Genomic DNA, 22,584 nt, shown 5'->3' on the forward strand with positions numbered 1-22,584 from the left:
TTTCTCAGCCTGCAGCGTAATACACAAAAGAAAGGGCGAATGCTTTTAAAAGCATTCGCCCTTTTCTATGCTCCGGTAACGTTAAACCGGTAGCCGGACCGATAATTGTAAACCACCTTCAGAATGGTTTTCCGCTTCCAGCGTGCCCCCAAGACGCTCAATAGCCCGGCGGGCGATACTCATGCCAAGGCCGTAACCATCACCGTGACCGCCTGTGCCTCTTACGAAGGGAGTGAAAAGCTCCTTCAGCAGGTCATCGCCGATGCCCTCACCATGATCCCGAAGCCGGATCAGCAACCGGCTCCCTTCCTGATGGGCAGAAAGCTCCAGCAGACTATCCTCCGGAGTGTACTTGAGGGCATTGCCGATACCATTTCTGAGAGCCCGGGCCAGCAGATCCCGGTTTAATGTCAGGTGCAGTGTTTCCGGCTCTATCTGAACCTGGACAGGCCGGTCCGGCTGACTGAATCTGAGATCACTGATCAGCTCATCAAACAGTTCTCTGACCGAGAAACGGTCGCCTTCTTTATGGGCACTTTCCAGACGACTGAATGAAAGAATCTCTGCGATCAGGCCATCAAGGCGCCCGCACTCGCGATTAATACGCTGAGCCAGAGAGCTTCCCTCCCCCAGCTGCTGCTCGGCCAAACCGGCACTGACCTGGAGACGGGCCATGGGTGCACGAAGCTCATGGGAGACATCCTGCAGTAAGCGTTGCTGGTTTTTCAGCGTGCTTTCAACATAATCTGCCATCTGATCAAACTCCCGGGTCAGATCTCCGATTTCATCTTTACGCTGGCTCAGCTTTGCCGAGGCCCGGGCACTGAGATCTCCATGGCGATAGATCTGCTTAACATACTCACTGAGCTGTCGAATCGGTCTGACCAAAACTATACTGAGAATTAACGCTGACAGTGCAGCAACAGCCAGTATCAGTACCATTTGGATAGAAAAGAGGTAACCTGTGAAACGCTCTTTATGTTTCAGCGGTAATGGAATATCGGTTAACAGACGATAATCCCTCCCGGTCTCAGACTTTAATTTAATAGCAAAAGAGTCTCGCGGCGGTGGCCTACGGTGGCCGGTTATCTGCACCCCTAAACGCCTGTGCTCCGTATCCACTTCATACAGCCAGACGGGGGGCCGCCGATCTCTCCGATGATCAAATACAGCAAAATCCTGACTTTCAAACCGGTTACGGGGCAAGACCCAGGCCGGCGACTCCTGTGAGGGATTATCCAGGAGATTGCCATAACTTTTAGCCTCGATACTTTTCTGCGAGTCTTCATAGAGTTCGATCAGCTCAAGTGCCTGGTGCTTAAACTGGGATTTAATCAGGTGTCGCCAACGATCCTCATCGTTACTGTTAGCAACAATAAAAAAGACTCCTGCCATCCCCAGGGCACTGACTAACCAAATAGTAAGAAAGATTTTCCAGAACAGCGTATTTAGCCATCTCATGATCTGTTAACCCTGCCCTTGCTGGCCGGTAAAGACAAAAATATACCCTTGTCCACGCACTGTTTTTATCAGTTCTTTACCGTCTATTTTATCTCTGCCAGAGCCACTAAAGTGCGGTACTAACTTCTGACGTACCCGACTGACATGCACATCAATAGCTCTGTCATAGGCAGTCAGCTCACGGTGCAAAACCCAACGGGTTAACTGCTCTTTACTCAAAACCTGTCCGGCGTGTTGCATCAGATAAGTCAGCACATTGAACTCTGCGCTGGTCAACTCCAGCAACTCACCGGATACCTTTGCCTCTCGGGTTGACGGGTTCACACTGATCGGCCCAATAACGACAGCTTCATCCGTTAGCCGCCCCTCCGCCGGAGCCTGAGCGGCACTGCGCCGTAACACCGCGCGAATACGGGCCAACAACTCCCGGGGGTTGCAGGGCTTCCCGAGATAATCATCCGCCCCCATCTCCAGCCCCAGAATACGGTCAATCTCATCACCACGCCCTGTCAACATAATCACAGGCAGCTTATGGCTGGGGCGAATCTGTTGCAGTAACTCAAGACCTGTAGTGCCCGGCATCATAATATCCAGTACCATCAGGCTATAGCGCTGGCCCTGTAACATATCAATCGCTTGCTCAGCACCGTAGGCAGCATCAACCTGATAACCCTCTGCGCTCAGGTACTCCATCAGCAGGCTGCATAGCTCTTTATCGTCATCAACCAGTAATAATCGTTCGTTAGACATCTTGTTACCTCTGCGGTGCATCTCTAAGTAGTATCTTATGAGCAATGATACTGTCTTTGGCCTTTGACGTAAGGCGCTGTATTCCTTTCAGGATGGGGTTTTACCTAACTTTACACCTCATTGTCACAACTTTGCGTGGTAAAAGATCATACTCACTTCATCGAAAACGACTTCCAAAAACGGAAGAATAAACATCAGATGGAGATACCCTTTATGACACTTCTGAAGAATATGAAAAGCAAAAAAACCTTCGCCCTGCTGGGTTCCACATTAGCCGCGTTAACCTTAAGCGCCGCAGTTGCCGCTCACCCCGGTAAGAAGCAGGATGATCATCAGCGTGTAAAATGTGATAAAGAACAGTGTCAGGAACAACACGCAGAGCACCGCCTTAAGAAACTGAAGCGTTTTCTGAAACTCAGCGATGCGCAAACTGACAAAATAAAATCTCTGTTCGCGCAACATAAGGAAGAACGGGGCGAAAACCGTTCACCCCGCAATCTTCAGCGGGCTCTTATAAAGCTTGACCCGACCGATAAAAACTACGAAAACAAAGTGGCTGATCTGATTGAAAATGCCCAAAAGAAAATGGCAGAGCGGATACAAAACCGTGCAACCTTGCGCCAGGAAATCTACCTTCTGCTATCCCAGGAACAGCGTAGCAAACTGGAATTAATGGAAGAGATGCGCCAGTTCATGGGGGACAAAGGACCCAAAGGCCCTAAAGGTGAACACCGGCATCACAAAAAGATGCGTCCTGCGCCAATGGAAGCCTCTTAATACTGAATCCTGAAACCTCATCTGAAAAAGCGGCAACTTAATGCCGCTTTTTTTATGCCTCATAGTAAGTCAGGAGCCGAAAATACCAGCACCGGTTTGTAAAGAAAGCGCATTTAATCTTTACACCGTAAAGATACGTTAAGAAAAAAAAAGTAGTGATAAGAGAGCTAAATCTTTGTTTCTTCAATAGAAATGGGCACCAACCTTGCTCTTTAATAATTGCCGGTCAGTAGCTGCTGCGACGAAAGAAACGGCAAGCTTTGAGCGGATACAGTTAATCGACGAAACAATGACCCATTCCCAAAACACTCAATAAAAGGAGTGACCTATGAGTATTAATGGTGTTCAGAGTGTTGGACAAAGCCAAATGCAGGAGATGCGCAAACCACCTTCTCCAGAGGAGCTGGCAGAGCGTATGTCACAATCCATTGAGGATGGTGATATTGAGCTGGATAGTCTGGTTGAAAACCTGACAGAACGCTTTGGCGAAGAGGCATCATCGATTGTTGCTGATGATGGTTCTCTCGACATGGACGCTCTGACAAACTTACTGGCAGAGAATGCCCCTCAGGGAGCTGGTGGCCATCCGCAAGGTGGAATGGGTGGTATGCCACCACCACCGCCACCACAAGGTATGGCATCAACAGAAGAGCTTGAGACTAAGCTGCTCGAGGAGTATGGCGAAGAAGCAACTTCTGCGGTATTCACTGAAGATGGTATAGACTTTGAAGCATTGAAAAGTCTGCTAACCAGCGGTGAGTCGCAGGAAACCGGCTTCCTGCTGGATGTAGAAGGCTAAGTAAAACACTTAGTATCGGGTGCGGACTTGTCCGCACCTCTTAGAACTCTTATTTCGTTGCAAATAATTTCAGCGCATCACCTGTTAAACGATATCCAACCCACTCACTTTGCGGCTTAGCTCCGAAAGATTCGTAAAAGTCGATAGCAGGCTGATTCCAGTCCAGAACATTCCACTCAAACCGACCGCAGTTTTCTGCCACGGCCTTCTGTGCCAGATGTTTCAACAGAGCTTTACCGGCACCACAACCACGGAATTTAGGTGTGATGTACAGATCTTCCAGAAAAATACCGTACTGCCCCAACCAGGTTGAGAAGTTGTAGAAGTAAATTGCGTAACCTGCCATCTCACCATCGACTTCACAGATCAGACTAAAGGCCTTTGGGTCCTCTCCGAACAGCGCCAGCTCCAGCTGACCCGGGTTAGTTTTCACCTCGTCAGGGGCTTTTTCATATACCGCCAACTCAATGATCATTGCATAAATATTTTCAATATCTGCCGCTGTGGCAGGGCGAATCTGAATAGCAGACATAACACACTCCTGAATCTGAAAATGGTGGTAAACCCTGATAGTAGCTCAGCGGATCACAACGACCTGAAAGGTATCAAATTTTTCTCAGAGCTGATGCTATTTTCTATTTCGGATACGGACCTGGAAACCTGAAGCAAAGCAATCCCAAAACAGGTCACTAAGCCGAAACGATGGGGAGTTCCGGCTTAGCTCTAACGGCTAAAGGTCTGCGCCTGAGGTATCACGGGGCAGAAAGGCGTGTTTTTCCCACAGATCATACTGCTTACGGAAGCCATCCAGATCGGTCCACACCTTTTTGAAGAACTCGTTTTTTGCACTCTGTTCTTCAACGACTTCATTCCAGGCACTGTTATAAGCACTCAGAATCTCATCACTCCAGTAACGGATCTCAACACCGTTCTTTTTGGCGCTGGCTAACACTTCAAATTGCTTAGCCTCGCCTTCCGCCAGAGAGTCAGCCACAACAGCTTTACAGGCGGTCTCAACCAGAGACTGCTGCTGCTCGTTCATCGTGTTCCAGACTTTCTTGTTGATCAACAGCTCCTGCATGGAGGTTTGCTGGTGCCAGCCCGGAAAATAGTTGTACTTAACGATCTTCTGGAAACCCAACATCTGGTCAACCTGTGGCAGGGAGAACTCAGCCGCATCAATCGCACCTTTTTCCAATGCACTGAAAATCTCAGCCGGTGGGATCTGCACTGTGCCCACACCCATTTTATCCATTACATTGGCACCCAGGCCGTAGAAACGCATATTTAAGCCTTTCAGGTCTTCAACCGTATTGATCGGTTTTGCGAACCAGCCAGACGTTTCCGGCGGAATCATACCACAGGGTATCGCATGCACATTATAGCCGGAGGTATCGTACATCTCCTGATGCAGTTTCCGCCCATTACCGTAGTACATCCAAGCCATAAATTCGCTGGCTTCCGGGCCAAAAGGCACCGAGGTAAAAAAAGCTGCCGCCGGCATCTTACCCTGCCAGTTAGCCGAAGCTGCAAAGCCGGAATTAACCTTACCCGCTGAGACTGCGCCTAAGATCTCAGAAGGTGCAATCAGTTTGCCTGGCTCATAAATTTTCATGCGCACGGCACCGCCGCTGGCGGTGTTAAGTATATCAGCCAGCTTAACAATCGGTGAGCCCACCGCCGGTAGCTTTGATGGAAAGGCCGTGGGTGTTTTCAGCAGCAGGCGATCACCTGCTTCAGCCGTTGTAACCGTCAGAGCAGCGGGTGCTATGACGGCGGCCAGGCCAAAGCTCCTGGCCCAGGATTTAATTGAAACGGATTTCTTCGCAGGGTTTGGTCTTTCCAGACTCATGATTATTGCTCCAGCATTCGTAGGGTTTGCATATTTTTATAGGATTTTTTTATTTGGCCAGGACGCGGAACAGAAATAGTATCCGCGCCCTGACCCCGTTCAGGCAGAGGGTGCTGCCTTAAGGTCTAGCAAAAAAAGATTTGTCCAAAAAGGCTGTCAAAGATCGAAAATCTTGCCTGGGTTCATAATGCCTTTCGGGTCCAGTGCCCGCTTGAGGCTGCGCATCAGATCCACTGCTTCACCATGCTCTTCCAGCAGGTAGCCTTTTTTGCCGTAACCGATACCGTGCTCGCCGGTACAGGTGCCTTCCAGTTCCAGTGCCTTGGCCACAATCGCTTTAGATAGAGCCTTACCTCTGGCCTGCTGCTCTGCATCGTTTTCATCCTGCAGGATCAGCACATGGAAGTTACCATCACCCACATGGCCAACAATTGGGCAACTCAGACCAGAAGCGACCGCTTCCTGTTCGGCAAACAAAACGGCTTCTGCCAGGCGGGAAACCGGCACACAGACATCGGTGGTCAGTACCGAAGCTCCGGGCTGCAAAGAAAGCCCCGCGAAGTACGCCTGGTGGCGTGCCTTCCAGAGTGCATTACGGGCTTCGGTGCTTTCAGCCCAGCTAAAGGCACTGCCACCCATAGATGCGGCAAGCTCTTCCACCAATTCCACCTGCTCAGCAACGGAGGCCACTGTACCGTGAAATTCAAAAAACAGAGTCGTTTTCGGCTCAAAACCCTCCAGCTTGGAGTAACTGATGCAGGCCTTCATCTGCAGCTCATTCAGCAGCTCGATGCGGGCAATGGGGATCGCGCACTGCATAACAGAGATCACGGTATCCACGGCACTTTGCAGATCATCAAACTGGCAGGTTGCTGCTTTAATCGTGTCAGGGATGGGGTGCAGTCGTAGCTGAATCTCAGTAATGACGCCCAGGGTACCTTCAGAGCCGGTATAAAGATGGGTCAGATCATAACCGGCAGAGCTTTTACGGGCACGACCACCGGTTTTAATGATACGCCCCTCAGGTGTAACCACCGTCAGCCCTATCACATTCTCCAGCATCGTACCGTAACGAACGGCGTTAGTACCTGATGCCCGGGTTGACACCATACCGCCAATACTGGCATTAGCGCCGGGATCAATCGGGAAGAAGATACCGTCATAGCGCAGAGCCTGATTCAGAGCTTCACGGGTAACGCCGGCCTGAACGCGGCAATCCAGGTCTTCAGCATGGATTTCCAGAACCTGATTCATCTCCGAAAGGTCCAGTGAAATCCCTCCCTCCAATGCCATGAGATGGCCTTCAACCGAGCTACCCGCACCGTAAGGAATAACAGGCATGGCATACTGATGACAAAGCGCCAATACCTGGGCAACCTCCTCAGTAGACCGCACCATAACCACAGCATCAGGGGCTTTACAGCCGTAGCTGTCTTCTCCCTGGCCATGCTGATCACGCACCGCCTGAGCGGTAATCAGCCGTTCTCCCAGTAATGTTTTCAGTTGCATGATCACAGAGGCGCGGGCCGGTGCATCAGCGTAACAAAAGGGGGCCATTTGGCCAGATACAGATGAGTTGATCTCCTGAGAGGTCATAGTGCAGCTCCTGGTTGCTGTCATTCAGACATAGCGTTTATGGCCTCACCTCGTGTCCGCCTTTTATTACGTCAGGAGGAGATCATCGGGCAAAGCTCATTTGTAGGGTCAAAGATCTCAATATAGGTATGCCTGATAATAGAACTTGCCATAACGGTAAAAAAATTATTTATTAGAATAGAATCATTCTAAAAAAGAATGATAAAATGAAAATATTTCCACAAAATATCATTATTTTATTTTTATAGCGGCTGTCAAACGGCCTTAAAGGCAATAAAATATCAATATCAGAGGATAGAATTGCCTTTTTATAGTCGGAAAAACAGAGAGTTGTTAAGGTAGTCATTCATTTATTTTATACTAAAGACACCCCCATTTAAGGGATCTCATCCAGCCCTGAAGATGGTCTCGCACACGGGAGTGTGCATCTACTGGGATTAGACAAACCCACAAATGCCTGGCACAGATACAACATCCATGCAGATATACCACCCAGACAGACAATCATGAAAAAAATGTGCGAATACCTGTTATCACCTTGCGCCTCAGCATCTTCTGGCCAGAACAGGAGTGTTTCAGCTAATGCAGGATAGCCACAACCTGAGTCAACGCCTGAGCCGGGTTAACCTTAACCTGCTTGTAGCTTTTCATGCCCTGTATCAGGAGCGCCACCTGACTCGCGCTGCAAACCGTATAAGCCTCAGCCAGCCCGCCATGAGCCATGCACTGAAGAAACTGCGTAGCCAGTTTGGTGATGAGCTCTTTATTAAAACATCTGAAGGGATGCAGCCAACGCCATTGGCTAACCGACTGTTCCAACGTATTGAAACCGGTCTGTTGCAGCTGGATGAAGCCATCATCAGTAGTCACAGCTTCAATCCTGAGAAAGAGGTGCGTGAGTTTCGTATAGGTATCACGGATTTCATGATCAGTGAACTTGTCCCCTATCTGGTCCGCGCGGTAAATGAGCAGGCCCCGGGGATCAGCTTTAATATTCTTTACACCAAAATATCCAGCCCGGAAATGGCCTATAAGCTGTTGCAGGATCAGGAACTGGATCTGGCAATCTCGCAATTTGAATACCTGCCACAGGGAACCTGCTATGAGATGCTTTATGAAGATCATCTGGTATGCGTAGGAGATGAAACCATCTATGGCAAAAAGGAAGCCCTGAGCCTTGATGAGTTTCTGACACCTTCCCATGTTGCCCTTTCTCACAGGGAAGATGAGCCCATTCTGGTCAACAGAAAACTGATCTCCCTGGGGATGCAGCGCAAGGTTGTGGTTAAAACTCCCTATATTGCGACTCTTCCGGCAATTCTAACCGGCACCAATATGATCACTGTGATAACTGAATATGGTGCAGAGCTGATCTGCCCGAAATCATCCCTGAAAACATATCAGATGCCAATCGAGTTTGATCCGCTTTATGTCTGCCAGATCTGGGAGAACCGGAAAGATGACGATCCAGGGATACACTGGTTACGCACTGTGGTTCGTAACTGCCTTCAGGAGCAGGGGATAAGTCGCTAATGTCATCACAGGATATAAAAAACAATGATGCTCGCTACCTGTACTACACGGATCAGCCGGACTGGCAACAGCTGGATAGTTTGATTGCAATCCGTGAAGCCCTGCAAGAATTGGTAATCGGCATCGGTTTTGATACGGCAAGTCTGATTTACGCTCCCGTAGGCGAACTGCCTAACCGGACACCAGGGCAGGTGTACCCACTGGTAACCGTTGGTAATGATAATCTGCGCTGGCTGAAGCAATGGCGGGAGCACACTGAACATAGTGAAGACAACCCCTTAAGCCACCGCCTGTCACCAACCTGGAAGCATACTCTGCAACATACTCTGCCCCAGCGCTTTGATCTGGCCGAGCCGGAGAAATGGAGTAAAAACCTGACACTGGCTGACCAGCGTTGGCTGAGCGCCCTGTTTGATTATGGTTTTCAGGAGCTCTGCGTCACACCGGTACATTTTCCCGGCCGGGAATATGTCGCACTATCCTGTTTATCCCATCGCAGCCATCCCAAACCGGCACCACTATCAGAGCAGACCCAGGCAAACCTGCTGTACAGTACTCACCGTCTGGCGCATATCTGTCTGCAACCAGAGTTTTCGCAACTACGAAACCGGGAAAGCCACGCTGGATTACTTTCCAGACGGGAAAAAGAGTGCCTTTATTGGGCAGCAAAGGGGAAATCCGCAGCAGAAACGGCGGCTATTCTCGCCCTGCAACCGGAGACAGTTCGAACCTACCTGAAGGCTTTAATGAAAAAGCTCAAAGCTGAGAACAAACCCCAGGCGATCGCCATCGCTTATGAGACCGGCCTCTTGGGCAATCGCGTGATGTAGTGATCAAGAAACACTTTCAGATCATCCGGCTTCAATGGATGAGAATAGTAATACCCCTGGAAACGATCACAACCGAAGCGAGCCAGTATATCGGCCTGCTCCTGCGTTTCCACACCCTCTGCAAGCACGGCCATTTCATAGTTTTTCCCGATGGCGATAATGTTCTGCACCATTTTTCGGGCTGCATCGTCATTAAGAATATTATCGACAAAACTTTTATCAATTTTCAGCTCATCCACGGGTAAAGCACGCAGCATACTCAGAGAGGAGTAGCCAGTACCAAAGTCATCCATAGAGATCTGAATACCCATATCATGAATCTGGTTTAGCAAAGGCAGAATATAGTCCAGGTCTTCAATAAAAAGACTCTCGGTGATCTCCAGGCAAACAAAAACTTTACTCAGTCCGACATCATCAATTGTATCCAGTAGCAAAGCCATAAAGTTTGCCTGCATAAACTGGCGTACAGAGACGTTGATCGAAAGGTGGAACTCAAGTCCGGTTTCCTGCTGCAGTTTTTTTATCTCACTCAGGGAGCGGCGTAGCACAAACTCTCCTAAGCGAGGCATAAGACCCGATGCCTCAGCAATCGAGATAAACTGATCCGGTGGCACAAAGCCCAACTCCTCACTTTGCCAACGGGCCAACGCCTCAACACCATACAATCTGCCGCTATGATCGACCTGTGGCTGGTAGACCATAAAGAGTTCATGATTATCCAGCCCTTTACGTAGCTGCTGTTCAACCACCAGTTTTTGCAGATAGCCATTTTGCATCTCATCAGCAAAAATGCGCACACTGTTTTTGTGTTTCTTGGCTTCGTACATTGCGATATCTGACGCACGTAGCAAGCTGTCAAGATCAGTGCCATGCAGCGGATATTTTGCAATGCCGATACTGGCCCCCAAAGTAAAGTTAATGCCTTCAACCTGATAGGGGTGGGAAAGCGAAGCGATAATATCCCGAGCCATCGACAGGAGTGATTCATCTTCATGTTCCCGGACAAAGATCAGGAACTCATCACCTCCCTGCCGAATAAGGGTGGTACGCTCAGGAGTGGTTTCACGCAGGCGTTGCGCCAGCTCCTTCAGAACCTCATCACCAAATTCATGGCCAAAGCTGTCGTTCACGCTCTTAAAGTGGTCCATATCGACAAAGAGCACACTAAAGCCGGGATCGTCCTGAACCAGCCAGTCATCTTTATGCATCAGAAGATAACTGCGATTAGGCAACTGTGTCAGAGGGTCGTGACTGGCCTGGTAGATCAGATCCTGACGGCGTTTATCCTCTGCCTTAGCAATCAGTTTGAACAGCTGATAAATCACAACCTGCCCGATCAGAAACAGCAGCACGTAGATCAGAAAGCTCTTAATAAAATCATCCAGTAACTTACGAAGTTTTACCTCTGACACAGTCCAAAGCTGGTATGTCTTATCAAAACGGGCAACACCCACACTTTTCCAGGACCTTGTACTTATCTGAAAAGAACCCATGCTTTCCGAGTCCTTCAGGTAGTCCATTGACTTGCCGGATCGTTGCAACAGGCTATTGATCGCTTCCTGTATCAGGTCACTTCGGATAGGACGGTCATAGCTCAGGTTCATCCCCGGCCCTTCAGATGAGTGATACTGGGGGGTAGCGGTCAATGGCACGAATCAGAGAAACCCTGTTAAATTCATCCATATGAATAGCGCCACTGAAAAACCGGGAAGCGCCTTTAATACGCAGGCCAGCGGTCATAACAGCAATAACATAACCGCGCTCATCCCTGATCGCTTTCCGAATAGGGATAACCCACTCATTCAGTGCCGTCATAAAGTAGGTACGCCCCAGCACCATAGAGTCTGACTCCAGAGCAAGTTTAAAAGAGTCCCGGCTGGACTCTTGCTGCAGCAAATTCGGTAACCGACTGGGATTCAGGTTGGAGCTGATAAATGTCAGCCTGCCATCGGGCGTTGCCAGGCCAAAACCAACAATCGCCGGATTCAGGTCAAGTACCTGATCCAATACAGACTGCTTTTTAACACCCTGCAGAAATGCCGGATCTTTAGTTAACTCAGAACCCAACACATCCAGGATAACCTCCTGATTTACAAACAGGGAATGGCTGGCATTACTCACCAACTCCACCAGGTTTTCCTGCTTTGTCAGATAAATATCCTGGATGTTAAGCCAGCGGTAATAGGAGATGATGATCAGAAATAGCAAACTACCGGCAAACAGCAGCGTGTAGAGTGTCCATATATTTTTGCGGAGCAGTGCCATAGAAGATCCATCGCTCAAATCGGGACAGATATCTCATGACATCTGTAACATCAGGTTACAAACTTACCTGAGTCCGAGGTTGTCGTCCAGTCAACCGCGATGAATAACATTGGATCAAAAAGCGAAAAAACGCCTGCAAAAAAATACGCCCACTCAACTCTGCAGCGGAAGATCAGAGGGCTTTGCGAATATGCTCCGGCCCGATCTGTTCAATAGAAGAACAGCCCGCCAGAATCATGCAACGTTCAAATTCAGATTTCAGCAGTGTCAGGGCGCGGGTCACCCCTTCTTCACCACCTGCGGAAAGGCCACGGACATAGGCTCGTCCCAAGCTGCAGGCATTAGCCCCCAATGCCAGAGCCTTGAATACATCAGTGCCACGACGAATGCCACCATCGACTATAATTTCCATATCAGGGCCTACTGCCTCACGCACCTCCTGTACGAGCTCAATGGGGGCCGGAGTACCATCCAGCTGCCGGCCGCCGTGATTCGACAAAATCACAGCACTGGCACCTATCTCTTTGGCTTTAACCGCATCAGCTGCTGACATAATGCCTTTAATGGCAAAAGGACCGTTCCATTGTTCATTCATTCTGCGGGCATCCTCCCAGGTCAGATCCTTTTTGAACAGCTTGCTCATCGCTTCAACAAAAGCATGAGAATCTCCCAGGGACACTTTTGGCATTTTCGGAAAATTCCCCATATTCGCCCCTTCGCTTTTCAGATACTGCAGCAACCACTTAGGCCGCATCATGAACTGTAAGGTCGATTTAAGCGTCAGAGTTGGCGGAATACTCAGGCCACTCCGAGCATCCCGCTCACGATTACCGCCAACAATAGTATCGATCGTCAGGACCATGGCTTTAAAACCTGCAGCCTGGGACCGCAGGTTCAGATCTGAAGCCAGCTGTTCATCATCCAGCACATAAACCTGAAAAAACTTATCACCTTGGCTACTGGCTGAAATCTGCTCCAAAGAGCGGTTTGAAAACGTTGATGCTGTATAGGGAACACCAAACCGGCTGGCTGCCCTTGCACCCGCTAATTCAGCATCCTTCGGGCACATCATTCCGGAAAAACCCGTGGCCGAAATATAAAAAGGCTGACTTGCATCACACCCCATAATACGGGTACGGGTATCAATACGACTTACATCCTGCAGGGCACGGGGGATAATCTGATAACGCTGAAAGCCTGTACAGTTTCTGTGCAAGGTCACTTCATCATCAGCTCCACCTTCAACATAGTCATAAACCGGAGTCGGCACTTTTTTTGCCGCAAGCCTGGCAAGGTCATCAATGTTGATACAAGACTGTAAATCACGCATAGGGTAAGTGCCTTCTTATCAGTAAATATCCGACAATCAGAGAACCAAAATCCGCCGGAAGATAGGGTAGGCAAAATAATACGGGGAACACGCACAGGAGCAGATACCCCTCTTTGGGTGAGGCATGGGAGTCTGCACCGCCAAAAAAGAATACCAGACCCATCATGTTTACTTACACGAAAAAACTGCAGAGCACAGTCTGAATTCAGACATTAATGCCAGATAAGGCTGATCGGATCATCAGGGCTAAAACGATCTGCAACCTGCGCCTGCAGCAATTCAGCAGAAGCCAATGCATCCGTTAAAGCATGATGCGGAGCATAAAAAGGCAGATTGTAACGGGTACGGCTGTCTGCCAGGCGAATCGATACTATTTTTTTGCCCAGCATACGGGCCAACCAACCCAGGGGGTGATGTCGATGCAATCGGGCCTCCAGCTCCATCGTATCAACCACCGGAAAGATAACGCCTTCTCCCAGGCGGGCCTTGAGGGCAGCACTGAGAAATGGTTGTTCAATCCCCCGGTGATGGACAACGGCCACCCGCCCCTTCAGGGCCTCCAACAATTGAGGAAGAATGCGTCTAAGATCTGGGGCATCATCTATATCAGAATGAGTAATGCCGTGGATCACGACAGATTCTTCATGCAAAGGTTTGCCGGGATCAAGTATCCAGTGCCGGGACTGACGGCAGTAAATTCGTTTCAGCGTAAAAGGCACCAAGCCTATACTGACAATGCCATTTTTCTGTGGACTTAACCCTGTAGTCTCAAAGTCCATTGCAACAAAGGGCACTTGTGCCAGGGGGGTATCGGGGTGGATACAGCCAGCCCCATAGAAGCTTTTCAGTAAAGGGTGTTCTGCCTGCTCTGCCAGCTGACGAAATCGCTCCGGCCACTCAGGTTGAACCTTTGCCTTCTCCTTGGGTATCAGGTGAAACATCAGTTAATTCGCCCGGTTAGGTTGATAACGGAATTTCAAAAACTTCTGAGCGTCACTGAGAATCTGGAACGCTTCTTTCAGGTTGCGTCGCTCAAAGTGGGACATATTTTCAGGCTCAATATTATTATCCGGCTCCTGCTCAGCCTCAATATCCAGAGCCTGATGTCGAGTACGTACCCGGGAGATAAATTCCATCGCATCCCGGAGATCCGGCCCACGGCCGGGCGGAAGAATTTCAGCTTCAATCACATCATCCAGACGATCAAATGAATTCTGCGCTCTGGAACCCACGGCCAAAGCATGAACCCGAATCAGGTCAGCCAGTGGCGCTGTTCCCCGACGCTTCAGGTTAATCGAGTTTTTATGCTGACCATCCTGCTCCATCACAAATGTCTTAAAAAAGCCCAGAGGCGGTGTACGGTTCAGGGCATTGCGTGCCATACAGGCAAGGAAGCGCTGACTACGTCGGGCCCGGCGACTGATCAGGGCCTGAAGCTGATCGGCCCACTCCGTACGTCCCCAGACACCATCAAGGTCAAAAAAGATATTACTGTTCAGCAGCGATTCAGGTGTCGGGTTGTCGATCCAGTCGATAAAGTACTGCTCCCAAACCGATTTTGGCTGACGCCATTGACGGTTTGTTGCCATCACATCACCTGTGCAATAGCTATAACCACAGGCAGCCAGTCCATCGCTAACGAAAGCGGCCAGCTCTCTGAAATACTCATCATGCAGTTTAGGATCAAAGCTATCATCCAGAATCATAGCGTTATCCTGATCGGTTACAATCAGCTGCTCATCCCGCGCCATGGACCCAAGGGCCATAAAACAGTAGGGCACTGGAGGAGGCCCAAATTTTTCCTCCCCTAGCTCAAGTAACCGTTGTTTAAAGCTACGGCCAATAACCGCCATGGCAGATCCAACCATGCGGGAATTAGCATCTTCATTCACCATACGTACAAAACTTGCCTGGACATCGCCATATAGTGATGCCAATTCCTCAACGGTTTGCTGCCGAAAAATACTACTGACCACAAACAGACTATTACGGGACTCGTAACGCACCAGATCTGACAGAGCAATGACGCCAACAGGCCGACCTTTTTTTAGTACAGGCAGGTGGTGCACATTCGTTCTTAACATGGTGAGCATCGCCTCAAAAACGTACTCATCACTGTTAATCATCACCAGCCCCTGTGACATAATCTCTTCTACTGGTGTATCAAAAGGCAGTCCTTGAGAGACAACCCGGGTACGCAGATCCCGGTCCGTTATAATGCCGCAAACCTTATGCTCACTGCCATCTGAAGCTGAGACCAGAGCCTGGCGACGATCAAAACTTTCCTCCGACTCATTCGGGTCACTGGCCTCTGTTTGCAGGATAAGTAAAGATGAGACGCCTTCATCCGTCATCAACCCGGCAGCCTGTTGGACAGTAGCCGCACTGGAAATTAAAACCGGCTCACGGCTTATCAGGGCCGTAATGCGGGAAGTCAGAAGCTCATTCGCATCTTCCCGGCGGGATACAGCCTGCCGCAATCTTGACTGATCACCAACCTCAAAAAAATCTGCAAACTCTTCATGCTCATCAAACAGAGCGCGGAATGCTGCTTCCGGAATAAAGTAGATCAGACAATCTTCAATCGCTTTAACGGGAAAACGGACTTTCTGCTGCATAAGCAAGCTCTGATAGGCAAACAGACCTCCTTCGCTCATCCGGTTGTACAGCTCGCCGTTCCGTCGATAGATCTCAACTGCACCGCTGCGAACAATACAAAGATCCGATACCGCATCCCCTACCTCCAGAATTTGAGTATCAGCTTTGTAATAGGAGATCTCGACCTGCCGGCTCAGGGCAGCCAATGTCGCCTCAGGCAGATTTTTAAACGGCACAAAGCGGCGCAGGAACTCATAAACCTCAACCTGTTCAACTTCCATTTCCCACCTCCGGATACTGCATACAGATATTATCTGAGCTTAAGTCGTCGCGAACATAATAATTCGATTACAAACGAAAAAAGGGTAGGAACGCAATGCGCCCTACCCTTTTTATCAAGCGATCTGAAACTTAACGAAGTTTAAACGCTCTTTGGCTCTGACGCCAAACCTTTAAGAACCGATACAGAGGCAACCAGAAGCACAAAAGTGAATGGCAAGCCAGTGGATACGGCCATCGCCTGCAGAGCAGTCAAACCACCGCCCAGAATCAGAGCAATCGCTACCAGTCCTTCAAAGGTACACCAGAAGACACGCTGCGGCTTAGGTGAATCCACTTTACCACCGGCAGAAATAGCATCAATAACCAGGGAACCTGAATCAGAGGAGGTTACAAAGAACACAATTACCAGCACAATAGCAATTAAAGAGGTGATCTCTGACAGTGGCAACACATCCAGCATCAGGAAAAGTTTGATCGGCAGGTCTGCCTGACTAACGGCCTGATAACCATCGTTCACCAGCTGACTGATCGCAGTACCGCCAAAAGCGGTCATCCAAAGCACACAAGCCAGGGAAGGGATCAGCAGTACAGAGATCATAAACTCACGCACAGTACGACCACGGGAAACACGGGCGATAAACATACCAACAAAAGGAGACCAGGAGATCCACCATGCCCAGTAGAAAGCAGTCCAGCCTGAGGCAAAGTTGGCATCTTCACGACCCACAGGGTTGGCCAGTGCAGGCAAGTGCTGTACATAAGAAACCAGATTACTGAAGAAACCGGTCAGAATCGCGAGGGTTGGGCCAACAAAAATGACAAAAAGAAGCAATAATGCAGCCAGAACCATATTGATCTCAGACAGGCGTTTAACACCCGCGTCCAGACCTGCCAGCACAGAGATCATTGCCAGACCGGTAATGCCGATAACCAACAGCACATTCGTCGTCGATCCCATCGGCACATCAAACAGATAGTTCAGACCCGCTCCAGCCTGTGATGCCCCAAGCCCTAAAGAAGTTGCTAAACCGAACAGGGTCGCAAATACCGCCAGAATATCGATGATATGGCCTGGCCAGCCCCAAACACGCTCACCCAGAAGAGGGTAAAAAACGGAACGCATCGTCAAAGGCAAGCCTTTGTTGAAAGAGAACAACGCCAACCCTAAAGCAAGAATCGCATAGATTGCCCACGGGTGCAGTCCCCAGTGATAAATCGTTGCAGCCATACCCAGGGATGCAGCTGCTTCAGCATCACCTGCCGCGCCACCCAAAGGAGCCCAGTCGGTACGCACGCCATTCTCCATGCTGATACCGCCCATTGATGATGCGAAGTGAGACATAGGCTCAGACACACCATAAAACATCAGGCCGATACCCATACCGGCAGCGAACAGCATCGCAAACCAGCCAGCATAAGTGTAATCCGGTGTCGCCTCTGTTCCGCCTAATCGTACCTTGCCCAGTGGCGAGAAGATCAGAAACAGGCAGATCAGAACAAAAATGTTTCCAGCACTGATGAAAAACCAGTCCAGATTGGTGGTTAACCAGCTGCGCATAGAGCCAAATACAGGTGCAACCTGTGACTGGAACATTAATGTCAGCAGTACAAAAGCAACAATAGTAAGACCGGAAATCATAAAGACCCGGTTGTGGATATCGAGACCAAACGGCCCGATTTGCAGCGCGACATTATCCTGACCGACCTGGTAATCCGTATTAATCGGATTAACCTCGCCATCAGGAGTCATAATATCGTTTTTATCACTCATGAATTTAGCCTTCTCAATAAGTATTTGGTTTCTGCACTGTGACGGCTACTTAAAGGCTCTCCACCCAATAGTGATGGCCATGTAAAGACATGGATCAGGACGTTTACAAAGTCATTAAGATAGAAGAAAAGCACAGAAAAACCGAGATAGGAAATTACTTACATACCTAATCATTATAGCACAAAGATATTTTTTCTGGGATCGGAAAAGTCAAAAATACTGTCCAGCCAGTCAGTTAGCCCTAATAAAGTCTGTCTAATAATGATCAGCCACGTACTTTGTACCAAAGGCGCTCCAAGATCAGCATTGCATCCTGTGCCTGTTGTAGCCCCAGTTCAAACATCGAAGGGGACAGATGACAAAAAGCGGGCAATCGATGAATTAATTGCACATCAATGCCGCAGTAGCGATATAAACCCGCAGCATCAAACCAGGGATTTCCAATCCCGGCATACTCCCAATCAATCAGAACCAACCGGCCATCCTGCCAGCAACAGTTTCCGGGGTGCAGGTCATGATGGGTATAACACTCAGGTACCTCAGGTAACGAAGCAAACAGTTGCACTAATCGTTCAAGCAGCTCAAGCCAGCCGACCGGGTGGGATTCACGATTTAAGCAACGCTGATAGTCCTGAAACAAACCGGGGTAGCTGATGAGGGCAACCTGGCGCAGTTCAGCCTCCGGCAAGGGCAGCTGCTGGAGAGACTCAACCGCCCGGAGCAGGTGCTGAGCCAAGGGGCCAGACAGCGCCTCCGGCCCAAGCCCCAAGCCATGATGACGCATAACACACCACCCCAAGTCCGGGCGATTACAGATAACAGACATTGCCCAATCGCAATCCGCCAACTGCTGCAGCACACAAGCCTCACGTTCGCGGGAGACACCAAAAACCAACTTATCTGAAGCATTAATACGTAAAACGAGAACCTGCCGACCATTACTGCCTTTATACAACCAGTTACTGGTCCCAAGCTGACTCAAAGGCATCCAGTGCACCTTGGAGTTCAGTTGCTGATTAACCTGTTCAAAAATAGCGTTGTGCATAGCGAGTCCAACAAGTTTCCGATATGATTCACGGCATTAAATCCGATCCGGTCGGGTGGTGATCAGTACGGTATTCTGCACCTGTTTATTATTTCAGATGCATGCGCTGACAACTCAGTCTGAATATACCTGCAGCACCGGTGTGAGTGTGTCATCCGGTTAGTGTGGGCAACAAGTCATGTACACGCAATAAAGAATGGCTGACGGCATACTCAAATATAACCATATGGGCAAGAAACAACCCGGATCATAAGCTTCCGGAAAAGGTTTCGTGCCTGACTTTTTGTTGCTTCCTGCCAAACCGGTTCACAACCTCTTTAGTCTTGCTCCCTCAAGAAGGAAAGTACGTAATGGGTCGATTTACATTCCAGACATTCAAAATCCGCATCAGTAATATGCTGATCACGGCGGCAGCTCTGCTGTTTCTTTCGCAGACTCAGGCCGCTGATAAGCCAGAGCTCACTGTTTACACCTATGATTCTTTTATTTCTGAGTGGGGGCCGGGCCCACAGTTACAAAAAGCCTTTGAGGCTAACTGTGAATGCAGCCTCAAGTTTATCGCCGTAGAAGATGGTGTCAGCATTCTGAATCGCACCCGCATCGAAGGTAAAAAAACCAAAGCAGATGTGTTGCTCGGTCTTGATAACGCACTGATAGAAACAACCCGTCAACTGGGCCTTGTCCAGCAGCACAATACCAACCTGTCAGGGTTATCCGCTCACCTGAACTGGTCTGATAAGCACTTTGTACCTTTCGATTACGGTTATTTCGCGTTTATTTATGACAGTAATAAGACCCCAGTGCCCGTAACATCTCTGGAAGAACTCATTCAGTCTGATGCTCAGGTGATCTATCAGGACCCACGCACCAGTACACCTGGCCAGGGTTTTATGACCTGGATGAAAGCCGTTTACGGCGACAATGCACCGGCACAATGGCAAAAACTGGCAGGTCATACGGTCACTGTAACCAAAGGCTGGTGGGAAGCCTACAGCATGTTTCTTGAAGGCGGCAGTGACTACGTACTCAGTTACACCACTTCTCCGGCTTACCACCTCATCGCGGAAGGAAAGAGTCAATATAAAGCAGCACTATTTAAAGAGGGCCATATTGCCCAAACCGAAGTGGCGGCCATCAGTCGCTATAGTGATCAACCTGAGTTAGCCAATCAGTTCCTGAGCTTTCTGATCTCACCGGAAGCTCAGAAGATCATCCCCGTCACAAACTGGATGCTACCGGTTATTGATCATGCCGAGTTACCTGAAGCATTCGACCAGTTGATACAGCCTGAAACCATAGGCTTCACACCAGAGCAACTGGCCAGTAACCGCAATCAATGGTTACGTGAATGGCGCCAGGCTGCCAGCCAGTAACCCGCCGGAAAAGCAACATGACACATATCTCAGACAGCCGATGGCTAAAGTCGGCTGCTGTTGTCGCCTACAGTCTGGTCATACTGATAACTACTCTGGCCTTTTATGGTCTGATCGGCTTTGATGGTGCTCACTTGCAGGTAGGGCTTCTGACAGATCCCTATATTCTGCAGATTCTGAGCTTCTCCCTAAAGCAGGCAGGACTGAGTGCCTTACTGTCCGTCGCCTTAGCGCTACCGGTGGCCAGAGCGCTGCACTTTATGCCACAACTGGTAGCCAAAAAAGCTTTTCTGAGTCTCTGCTTGCTGAGCTTTGTAATGCCAACACTGGTACTTATTACCGGTCTGGTTTCGCTGATGGGGCGCACAGGCCTTATCACTCCCATTCTGCCGAATGACTGGAATCTCTATGGGCTGAATGGCATTCTTATCGCCCATATTTATCTCAATACACCACTGGCGATACGGGTACTGAGCCAGCAGATGGCTCATATTCCAGATACCAGTTGGCGACTGGCCCGCCAGCTCAGATTCAGCCGTTGGCAGCAGTTCACTCATGTTGAGTGGCCCGCAATCAAACCCAGTCTCTTAATGCTGCTGGGGTTTATTTTTGTACTCTGCTTTAACAGCTTTGCCGTCGTATTAGCTCTGGGGGGCGGCCCCGGTTCCACGACCTTAGAAGTCGCCATCTATCAGGCTTTAAAATATGACTTCAACTTAAGCGAGGCTCTGACTCTGGCCTGGCTGCAATTTACACTGGCCGGACTGATCTTTGCACTCATCGCCCGAATGGGGAAACTCAACTGGCTAAGCGCAGACACCAGCAGTCAACGCTGGCAACCCGTCCTGGGAAGGCGGAGCCAACACCTGCACCGTATTTTTTATTACCTCAGCTGGGGCGCTTTATTACTGCCATTACTGGCGCTATTACCAACAGTAAGTGAGGCAAAACTCAGCAACATTGATTTGCCCGGACTGCTTCAGGCGGCCTTTTTCTCATTACTGCTGGGCTTTGCTGCTGCAATACTGGCGATGCTTCTGGCCTGGCTACTGCTGATACCGATCAGACGTGCCAGCCTGAATCGTCTTGAGAATCAGCGTGTTGTACTTCAGTGGCTGGCGACACATACATTAGTAGCCCCAGCCATGGTGCTATCGACCGGTCTCTATATTCTGCTGCTACCAAGAATCGATTTAGATCACTGGGGAATGTGCTGGCTGATATTCATCAATAGCGTACTTTTACTGCCCTTTGTTATTGCTCAGCTTAAACCACGGCTACTGCAGTTCGACCTGCAATACGGGCGATTAAGTGCCAATCTTAAACTAAGCATTTCAGATCACTTCAGTGTTATCTGGCCTTTCATTCGCTCAGTAACCAAAGGGAGTTTTGCGCTGGCACTACTACTGGCACTTGGCGATGTTGCGGTTTTCTCTATTTTTGGTAACAACACCTTCGCCACACTCCCCTGGCTGATTTATGGTTACGCGGGTAGCTACCGTATGGCGGAAGCCGCTCTGGCCTCTCTGCTTCTGCTGGCAATCTGCGCACTTCTGGTCTTTATATTCGAGCGTCACCAAAAGACACAGACAGCCACTTCTGCCTCTGACAAGATGACCAGGACCCCGAAAAATGACTGAGATGATCAAACTGAGTGGAACAGATACCACACACAGCGCTGCGCCAGAAACTCAGGGACTGCTTGTGGATCAGCTGGTGGTTATACTGGATGGCTATCGACTGCAATACAATCTTCAGCTGGCTGCAGGTGAATGCCTGGCCATTCAGGGACGTAGTGGGGTTGGCAAAAGCACACTACTGAATACCTTAGCGGGTTTCGAAACCGCTAAAAGCGGACAGGTGCTCTGGCAGGGTAAAAACCTTCTGAGCCTCTCGGCCCAACAACGGCCTGTCAGTATGCTTTTCCAGGATCACAACCTGTTTGAACACCTGAGCGTCCTCGATAATCTGAAATTGGGCTTTAAGATACCGCCATCACGACAACAGCTGGAAGAAGCTGCTGCTGCACTGGATGTAGCCGATCAACTGGATAAACAACCGACAGAGCTATCAGGCGGGCAGCGCCAGCGTATCGGGTTGATCCGAACACTGCTCAGACCAGAGCCTCTGATTCTGCTGGATGAACCTTTTGCAGAGCTGGACCAGCACACCCGACGCAAAGCCGCCCACTGGACAGCAGCAACAGCGAAAACACAGGGTAAGACTCTGATTTTGGTTACTCATCAGGATGAAGACGCTGAGCGTATTGCCGATCGAACCCTAGAGTTGGAGTACTCTCATAAAAAACTAGGAAAATAAGAG

General features: G+C 49.5%; 19 protein-coding genes. 7 read left to right on the plus strand and 12 right to left on the minus strand.

Annotated features, from left to right (window positions below; translation table 11 throughout):
* Positions 1-81 precede the first annotated feature (81 nt).
* Both BTA35_RS01320 and BTA35_RS01325 read right to left on the minus strand, forming a co-directional pair.
* Positions 82-1,461: a sensor histidine kinase gene (locus BTA35_RS01320; protein WP_077242624.1), complete on the minus strand. Its 1,380-nt coding sequence runs from the start codon at positions 1,459-1,461 to the stop codon at positions 82-84.
* Between the two features lie 6 nt (positions 1,462-1,467).
* The gene (locus tag BTA35_RS01325; protein ID WP_077242625.1) at positions 1,468-2,211 is read right to left on the minus strand and encodes a response regulator; all 744 of its coding nucleotides are present in this window, start codon (positions 2,209-2,211) and stop codon (positions 1,468-1,470) included.
* 213 nt (positions 2,212-2,424) lie between these two features.
* Between BTA35_RS01325 and BTA35_RS01330 the strand changes: the two genes are divergently transcribed.
* Both BTA35_RS01330 and BTA35_RS01335 read left to right on the plus strand, forming a co-directional pair.
* A complete protein-coding gene (locus BTA35_RS01330; RefSeq protein ID WP_160054887.1) occupies positions 2,425-2,988 on the plus strand; it encodes a Spy/CpxP family protein refolding chaperone in 564 nt (187 codons plus the stop codon).
* 328 nt (positions 2,989-3,316) lie between these two features.
* Positions 3,317-3,787, plus strand: a complete 471-nt coding sequence (locus BTA35_RS01335) for a hypothetical protein (RefSeq protein ID WP_077242627.1) — start codon at positions 3,317-3,319, stop codon at positions 3,785-3,787.
* A 49-nt stretch (positions 3,788-3,836) separates the two neighbouring features.
* Here BTA35_RS01335 and BTA35_RS01340 read toward each other — a convergent pair whose 3' ends face one another.
* The 3 genes from BTA35_RS01340 to BTA35_RS01350 form a co-directional block, all read right to left on the minus strand.
* Entirely contained in the window at positions 3,837-4,319 is a 483-nt protein-coding gene (locus BTA35_RS01340; RefSeq protein WP_077242628.1) for a GNAT family N-acetyltransferase, read from the minus strand.
* Positions 4,320-4,517: 198 nt separating this feature from the next.
* On the minus strand, positions 4,518-5,639 hold the full coding sequence (locus BTA35_RS01345) for a TRAP transporter substrate-binding protein (RefSeq protein ID WP_077242629.1): 1,122 nt from the start codon (positions 5,637-5,639) through the stop codon (positions 4,518-4,520).
* Positions 5,640-5,795: 156 nt separating this feature from the next.
* Positions 5,796-7,235 carry an FAD-binding oxidoreductase gene (locus BTA35_RS01350; protein ID WP_238377459.1) on the minus strand — a complete coding sequence of 480 codons (1,440 nt, stop codon included), beginning with the start codon at positions 7,233-7,235 and terminating at the stop codon, positions 5,796-5,798.
* A 582-nt stretch (positions 7,236-7,817) separates the two neighbouring features.
* Between BTA35_RS01350 and BTA35_RS01355 the strand changes: the two genes are divergently transcribed.
* Together BTA35_RS01355 and BTA35_RS01360 are read left to right on the plus strand one after the other, a co-directional pair.
* Positions 7,818-8,768, plus strand: coding sequence for a LysR family transcriptional regulator (locus BTA35_RS01355; RefSeq protein WP_077242630.1), 951 nt, complete (start codon positions 7,818-7,820; stop codon positions 8,766-8,768).
* Entirely contained in the window at positions 8,768-9,598 is an 831-nt protein-coding gene (locus BTA35_RS01360) for a helix-turn-helix transcriptional regulator (protein ID WP_077242631.1), read from the plus strand. The genes BTA35_RS01355 and BTA35_RS01360 overlap by 1 nt, the downstream gene beginning before the upstream one ends.
* On the opposite strand, the gene BTA35_RS01365 is transcribed toward BTA35_RS01360, so the two are convergent.
* From BTA35_RS01365 to BTA35_RS01395, 7 genes are all read right to left on the minus strand, one after another.
* Positions 9,562-11,202: a putative bifunctional diguanylate cyclase/phosphodiesterase gene (locus tag BTA35_RS01365; RefSeq protein ID WP_077242632.1), complete on the minus strand. Its 1,641-nt coding sequence runs from the start codon at positions 11,200-11,202 to the stop codon at positions 9,562-9,564. The two genes, BTA35_RS01360 and BTA35_RS01365, sit on opposite strands and share 37 nt — an antisense overlap.
* Positions 11,203-11,212: 10 nt before the next feature.
* Positions 11,213-11,863 (minus strand): PDC sensor domain-containing protein, encoded by a 651-nt coding sequence (locus BTA35_RS01370; protein WP_077242633.1) that lies wholly within the window; start codon positions 11,861-11,863, stop codon positions 11,213-11,215.
* A 172-nt stretch (positions 11,864-12,035) separates the two neighbouring features.
* A complete protein-coding gene (locus tag BTA35_RS01375; protein ID WP_077242634.1) occupies positions 12,036-13,193 on the minus strand; it encodes an alpha-hydroxy acid oxidase in 1,158 nt (385 codons plus the stop codon).
* Between the two features lie 212 nt (positions 13,194-13,405).
* Positions 13,406-14,134 carry a 3'-5' exonuclease gene (locus BTA35_RS01380; protein ID WP_077242635.1) on the minus strand — a complete coding sequence of 243 codons (729 nt, stop codon included), beginning with the start codon at positions 14,132-14,134 and terminating at the stop codon, positions 13,406-13,408.
* 3 nt (positions 14,135-14,137) lie between these two features.
* On the minus strand, positions 14,138-16,072 hold the full coding sequence (locus BTA35_RS01385; protein ID WP_077242636.1) for a DUF294 nucleotidyltransferase-like domain-containing protein: 1,935 nt from the start codon (positions 16,070-16,072) through the stop codon (positions 14,138-14,140).
* A 140-nt stretch (positions 16,073-16,212) separates the two neighbouring features.
* Positions 16,213-17,844: a BCCT family transporter gene (locus tag BTA35_RS01390; RefSeq protein ID WP_077242637.1), complete on the minus strand. Its 1,632-nt coding sequence runs from the start codon at positions 17,842-17,844 to the stop codon at positions 16,213-16,215.
* A gap of 265 nt (positions 17,845-18,109) precedes the next feature.
* A complete protein-coding gene (locus tag BTA35_RS01395) occupies positions 18,110-18,889 on the minus strand; it encodes a phosphotransferase (protein ID WP_077242638.1) in 780 nt (259 codons plus the stop codon).
* A 350-nt stretch (positions 18,890-19,239) separates the two neighbouring features.
* On the opposite strand from BTA35_RS01395, the gene thiB reads away from it, so the two are divergent.
* From thiB to BTA35_RS01410, 3 genes are read left to right on the plus strand one after another with little or no spacing between them, the layout of a single operon-like run.
* Positions 19,240-20,262, plus strand: a complete 1,023-nt coding sequence (thiB, locus tag BTA35_RS01400; protein ID WP_238377460.1) for a thiamine ABC transporter substrate binding subunit — start codon at positions 19,240-19,242, stop codon at positions 20,260-20,262.
* A 17-nt stretch (positions 20,263-20,279) separates the two neighbouring features.
* Positions 20,280-21,902: an ABC transporter permease subunit gene (locus BTA35_RS01405; protein ID WP_077242639.1), complete on the plus strand. Its 1,623-nt coding sequence runs from the start codon at positions 20,280-20,282 to the stop codon at positions 21,900-21,902.
* Complete coding sequence (locus BTA35_RS01410; RefSeq protein WP_238377461.1) at positions 21,895-22,581, plus strand: ATP-binding cassette domain-containing protein; 687 nt, start codon at positions 21,895-21,897, stop codon at positions 22,579-22,581. Before BTA35_RS01405 ends, BTA35_RS01410 begins: the two co-directional genes overlap by 8 nt.
* Positions 22,582-22,584: the final 3 nt, after the last annotated feature.

It is taken from the genome of Oceanospirillum linum (genome assembly GCF_001995095.2).
Taxonomy (GTDB): Bacteria; Pseudomonadota; Gammaproteobacteria; order Pseudomonadales; family Halomonadaceae; genus Oceanospirillum; species Oceanospirillum linum.

What these genes read in the sequence shown, in the direction of transcription:
- BTA35_RS01320 (WP_077242624.1), bottom strand. Translation starts at nt 1,461, where the DNA reads ATGAGATGGCTAAATACGCTGTTCTGGAAAATCTTTCTTACTATTTGG.
- BTA35_RS01325 (WP_077242625.1), bottom strand. Translation starts at nt 2,211, where the DNA reads ATGTCTAACGAACGATTATTACTGGTTGATGACGATAAAGAGCTATGC.
- BTA35_RS01330 (WP_160054887.1), top strand. Translation starts at nt 2,425, where the DNA reads ATGACACTTCTGAAGAATATGAAAAGCAAAAAAACCTTCGCCCTGCTG.
- BTA35_RS01335 (WP_077242627.1), top strand. Translation starts at nt 3,317, where the DNA reads ATGAGTATTAATGGTGTTCAGAGTGTTGGACAAAGCCAAATGCAGGAG.
- BTA35_RS01340 (WP_077242628.1), bottom strand. Translation starts at nt 4,319, where the DNA reads ATGTCTGCTATTCAGATTCGCCCTGCCACAGCGGCAGATATTGAAAAT.
- BTA35_RS01345 (WP_077242629.1), bottom strand. Translation starts at nt 5,639, where the DNA reads ATGAGTCTGGAAAGACCAAACCCTGCGAAGAAATCCGTTTCAATTAAA.
- BTA35_RS01350 (WP_238377459.1), bottom strand. Translation starts at nt 7,235, where the DNA reads ATGACCTCTCAGGAGATCAACTCATCTGTATCTGGCCAAATGGCCCCC.
- BTA35_RS01355 (WP_077242630.1), top strand. Translation starts at nt 7,818, where the DNA reads ATGCAGGATAGCCACAACCTGAGTCAACGCCTGAGCCGGGTTAACCTT.
- BTA35_RS01360 (WP_077242631.1), top strand. Translation starts at nt 8,768, where the DNA reads ATGTCATCACAGGATATAAAAAACAATGATGCTCGCTACCTGTACTAC.
- BTA35_RS01365 (WP_077242632.1), bottom strand. Translation starts at nt 11,202, where the DNA reads ATGAACCTGAGCTATGACCGTCCTATCCGAAGTGACCTGATACAGGAA.
- BTA35_RS01370 (WP_077242633.1), bottom strand. Translation starts at nt 11,863, where the DNA reads ATGGCACTGCTCCGCAAAAATATATGGACACTCTACACGCTGCTGTTT.
- BTA35_RS01375 (WP_077242634.1), bottom strand. Translation starts at nt 13,193, where the DNA reads ATGCGTGATTTACAGTCTTGTATCAACATTGATGACCTTGCCAGGCTT.
- BTA35_RS01380 (WP_077242635.1), bottom strand. Translation starts at nt 14,134, where the DNA reads ATGTTTCACCTGATACCCAAGGAGAAGGCAAAGGTTCAACCTGAGTGG.
- BTA35_RS01385 (WP_077242636.1), bottom strand. Translation starts at nt 16,072, where the DNA reads ATGGAAGTTGAACAGGTTGAGGTTTATGAGTTCCTGCGCCGCTTTGTG.
- BTA35_RS01390 (WP_077242637.1), bottom strand. Translation starts at nt 17,844, where the DNA reads ATGAGTGATAAAAACGATATTATGACTCCTGATGGCGAGGTTAATCCG.
- BTA35_RS01395 (WP_077242638.1), bottom strand. Translation starts at nt 18,889, where the DNA reads ATGCACAACGCTATTTTTGAACAGGTTAATCAGCAACTGAACTCCAAG.
- thiB (WP_238377460.1), top strand. Translation starts at nt 19,240, where the DNA reads ATGGGTCGATTTACATTCCAGACATTCAAAATCCGCATCAGTAATATG.
- BTA35_RS01405 (WP_077242639.1), top strand. Translation starts at nt 20,280, where the DNA reads ATGACACATATCTCAGACAGCCGATGGCTAAAGTCGGCTGCTGTTGTC.
- BTA35_RS01410 (WP_238377461.1), top strand. Translation starts at nt 21,895, where the DNA reads ATGACTGAGATGATCAAACTGAGTGGAACAGATACCACACACAGCGCT.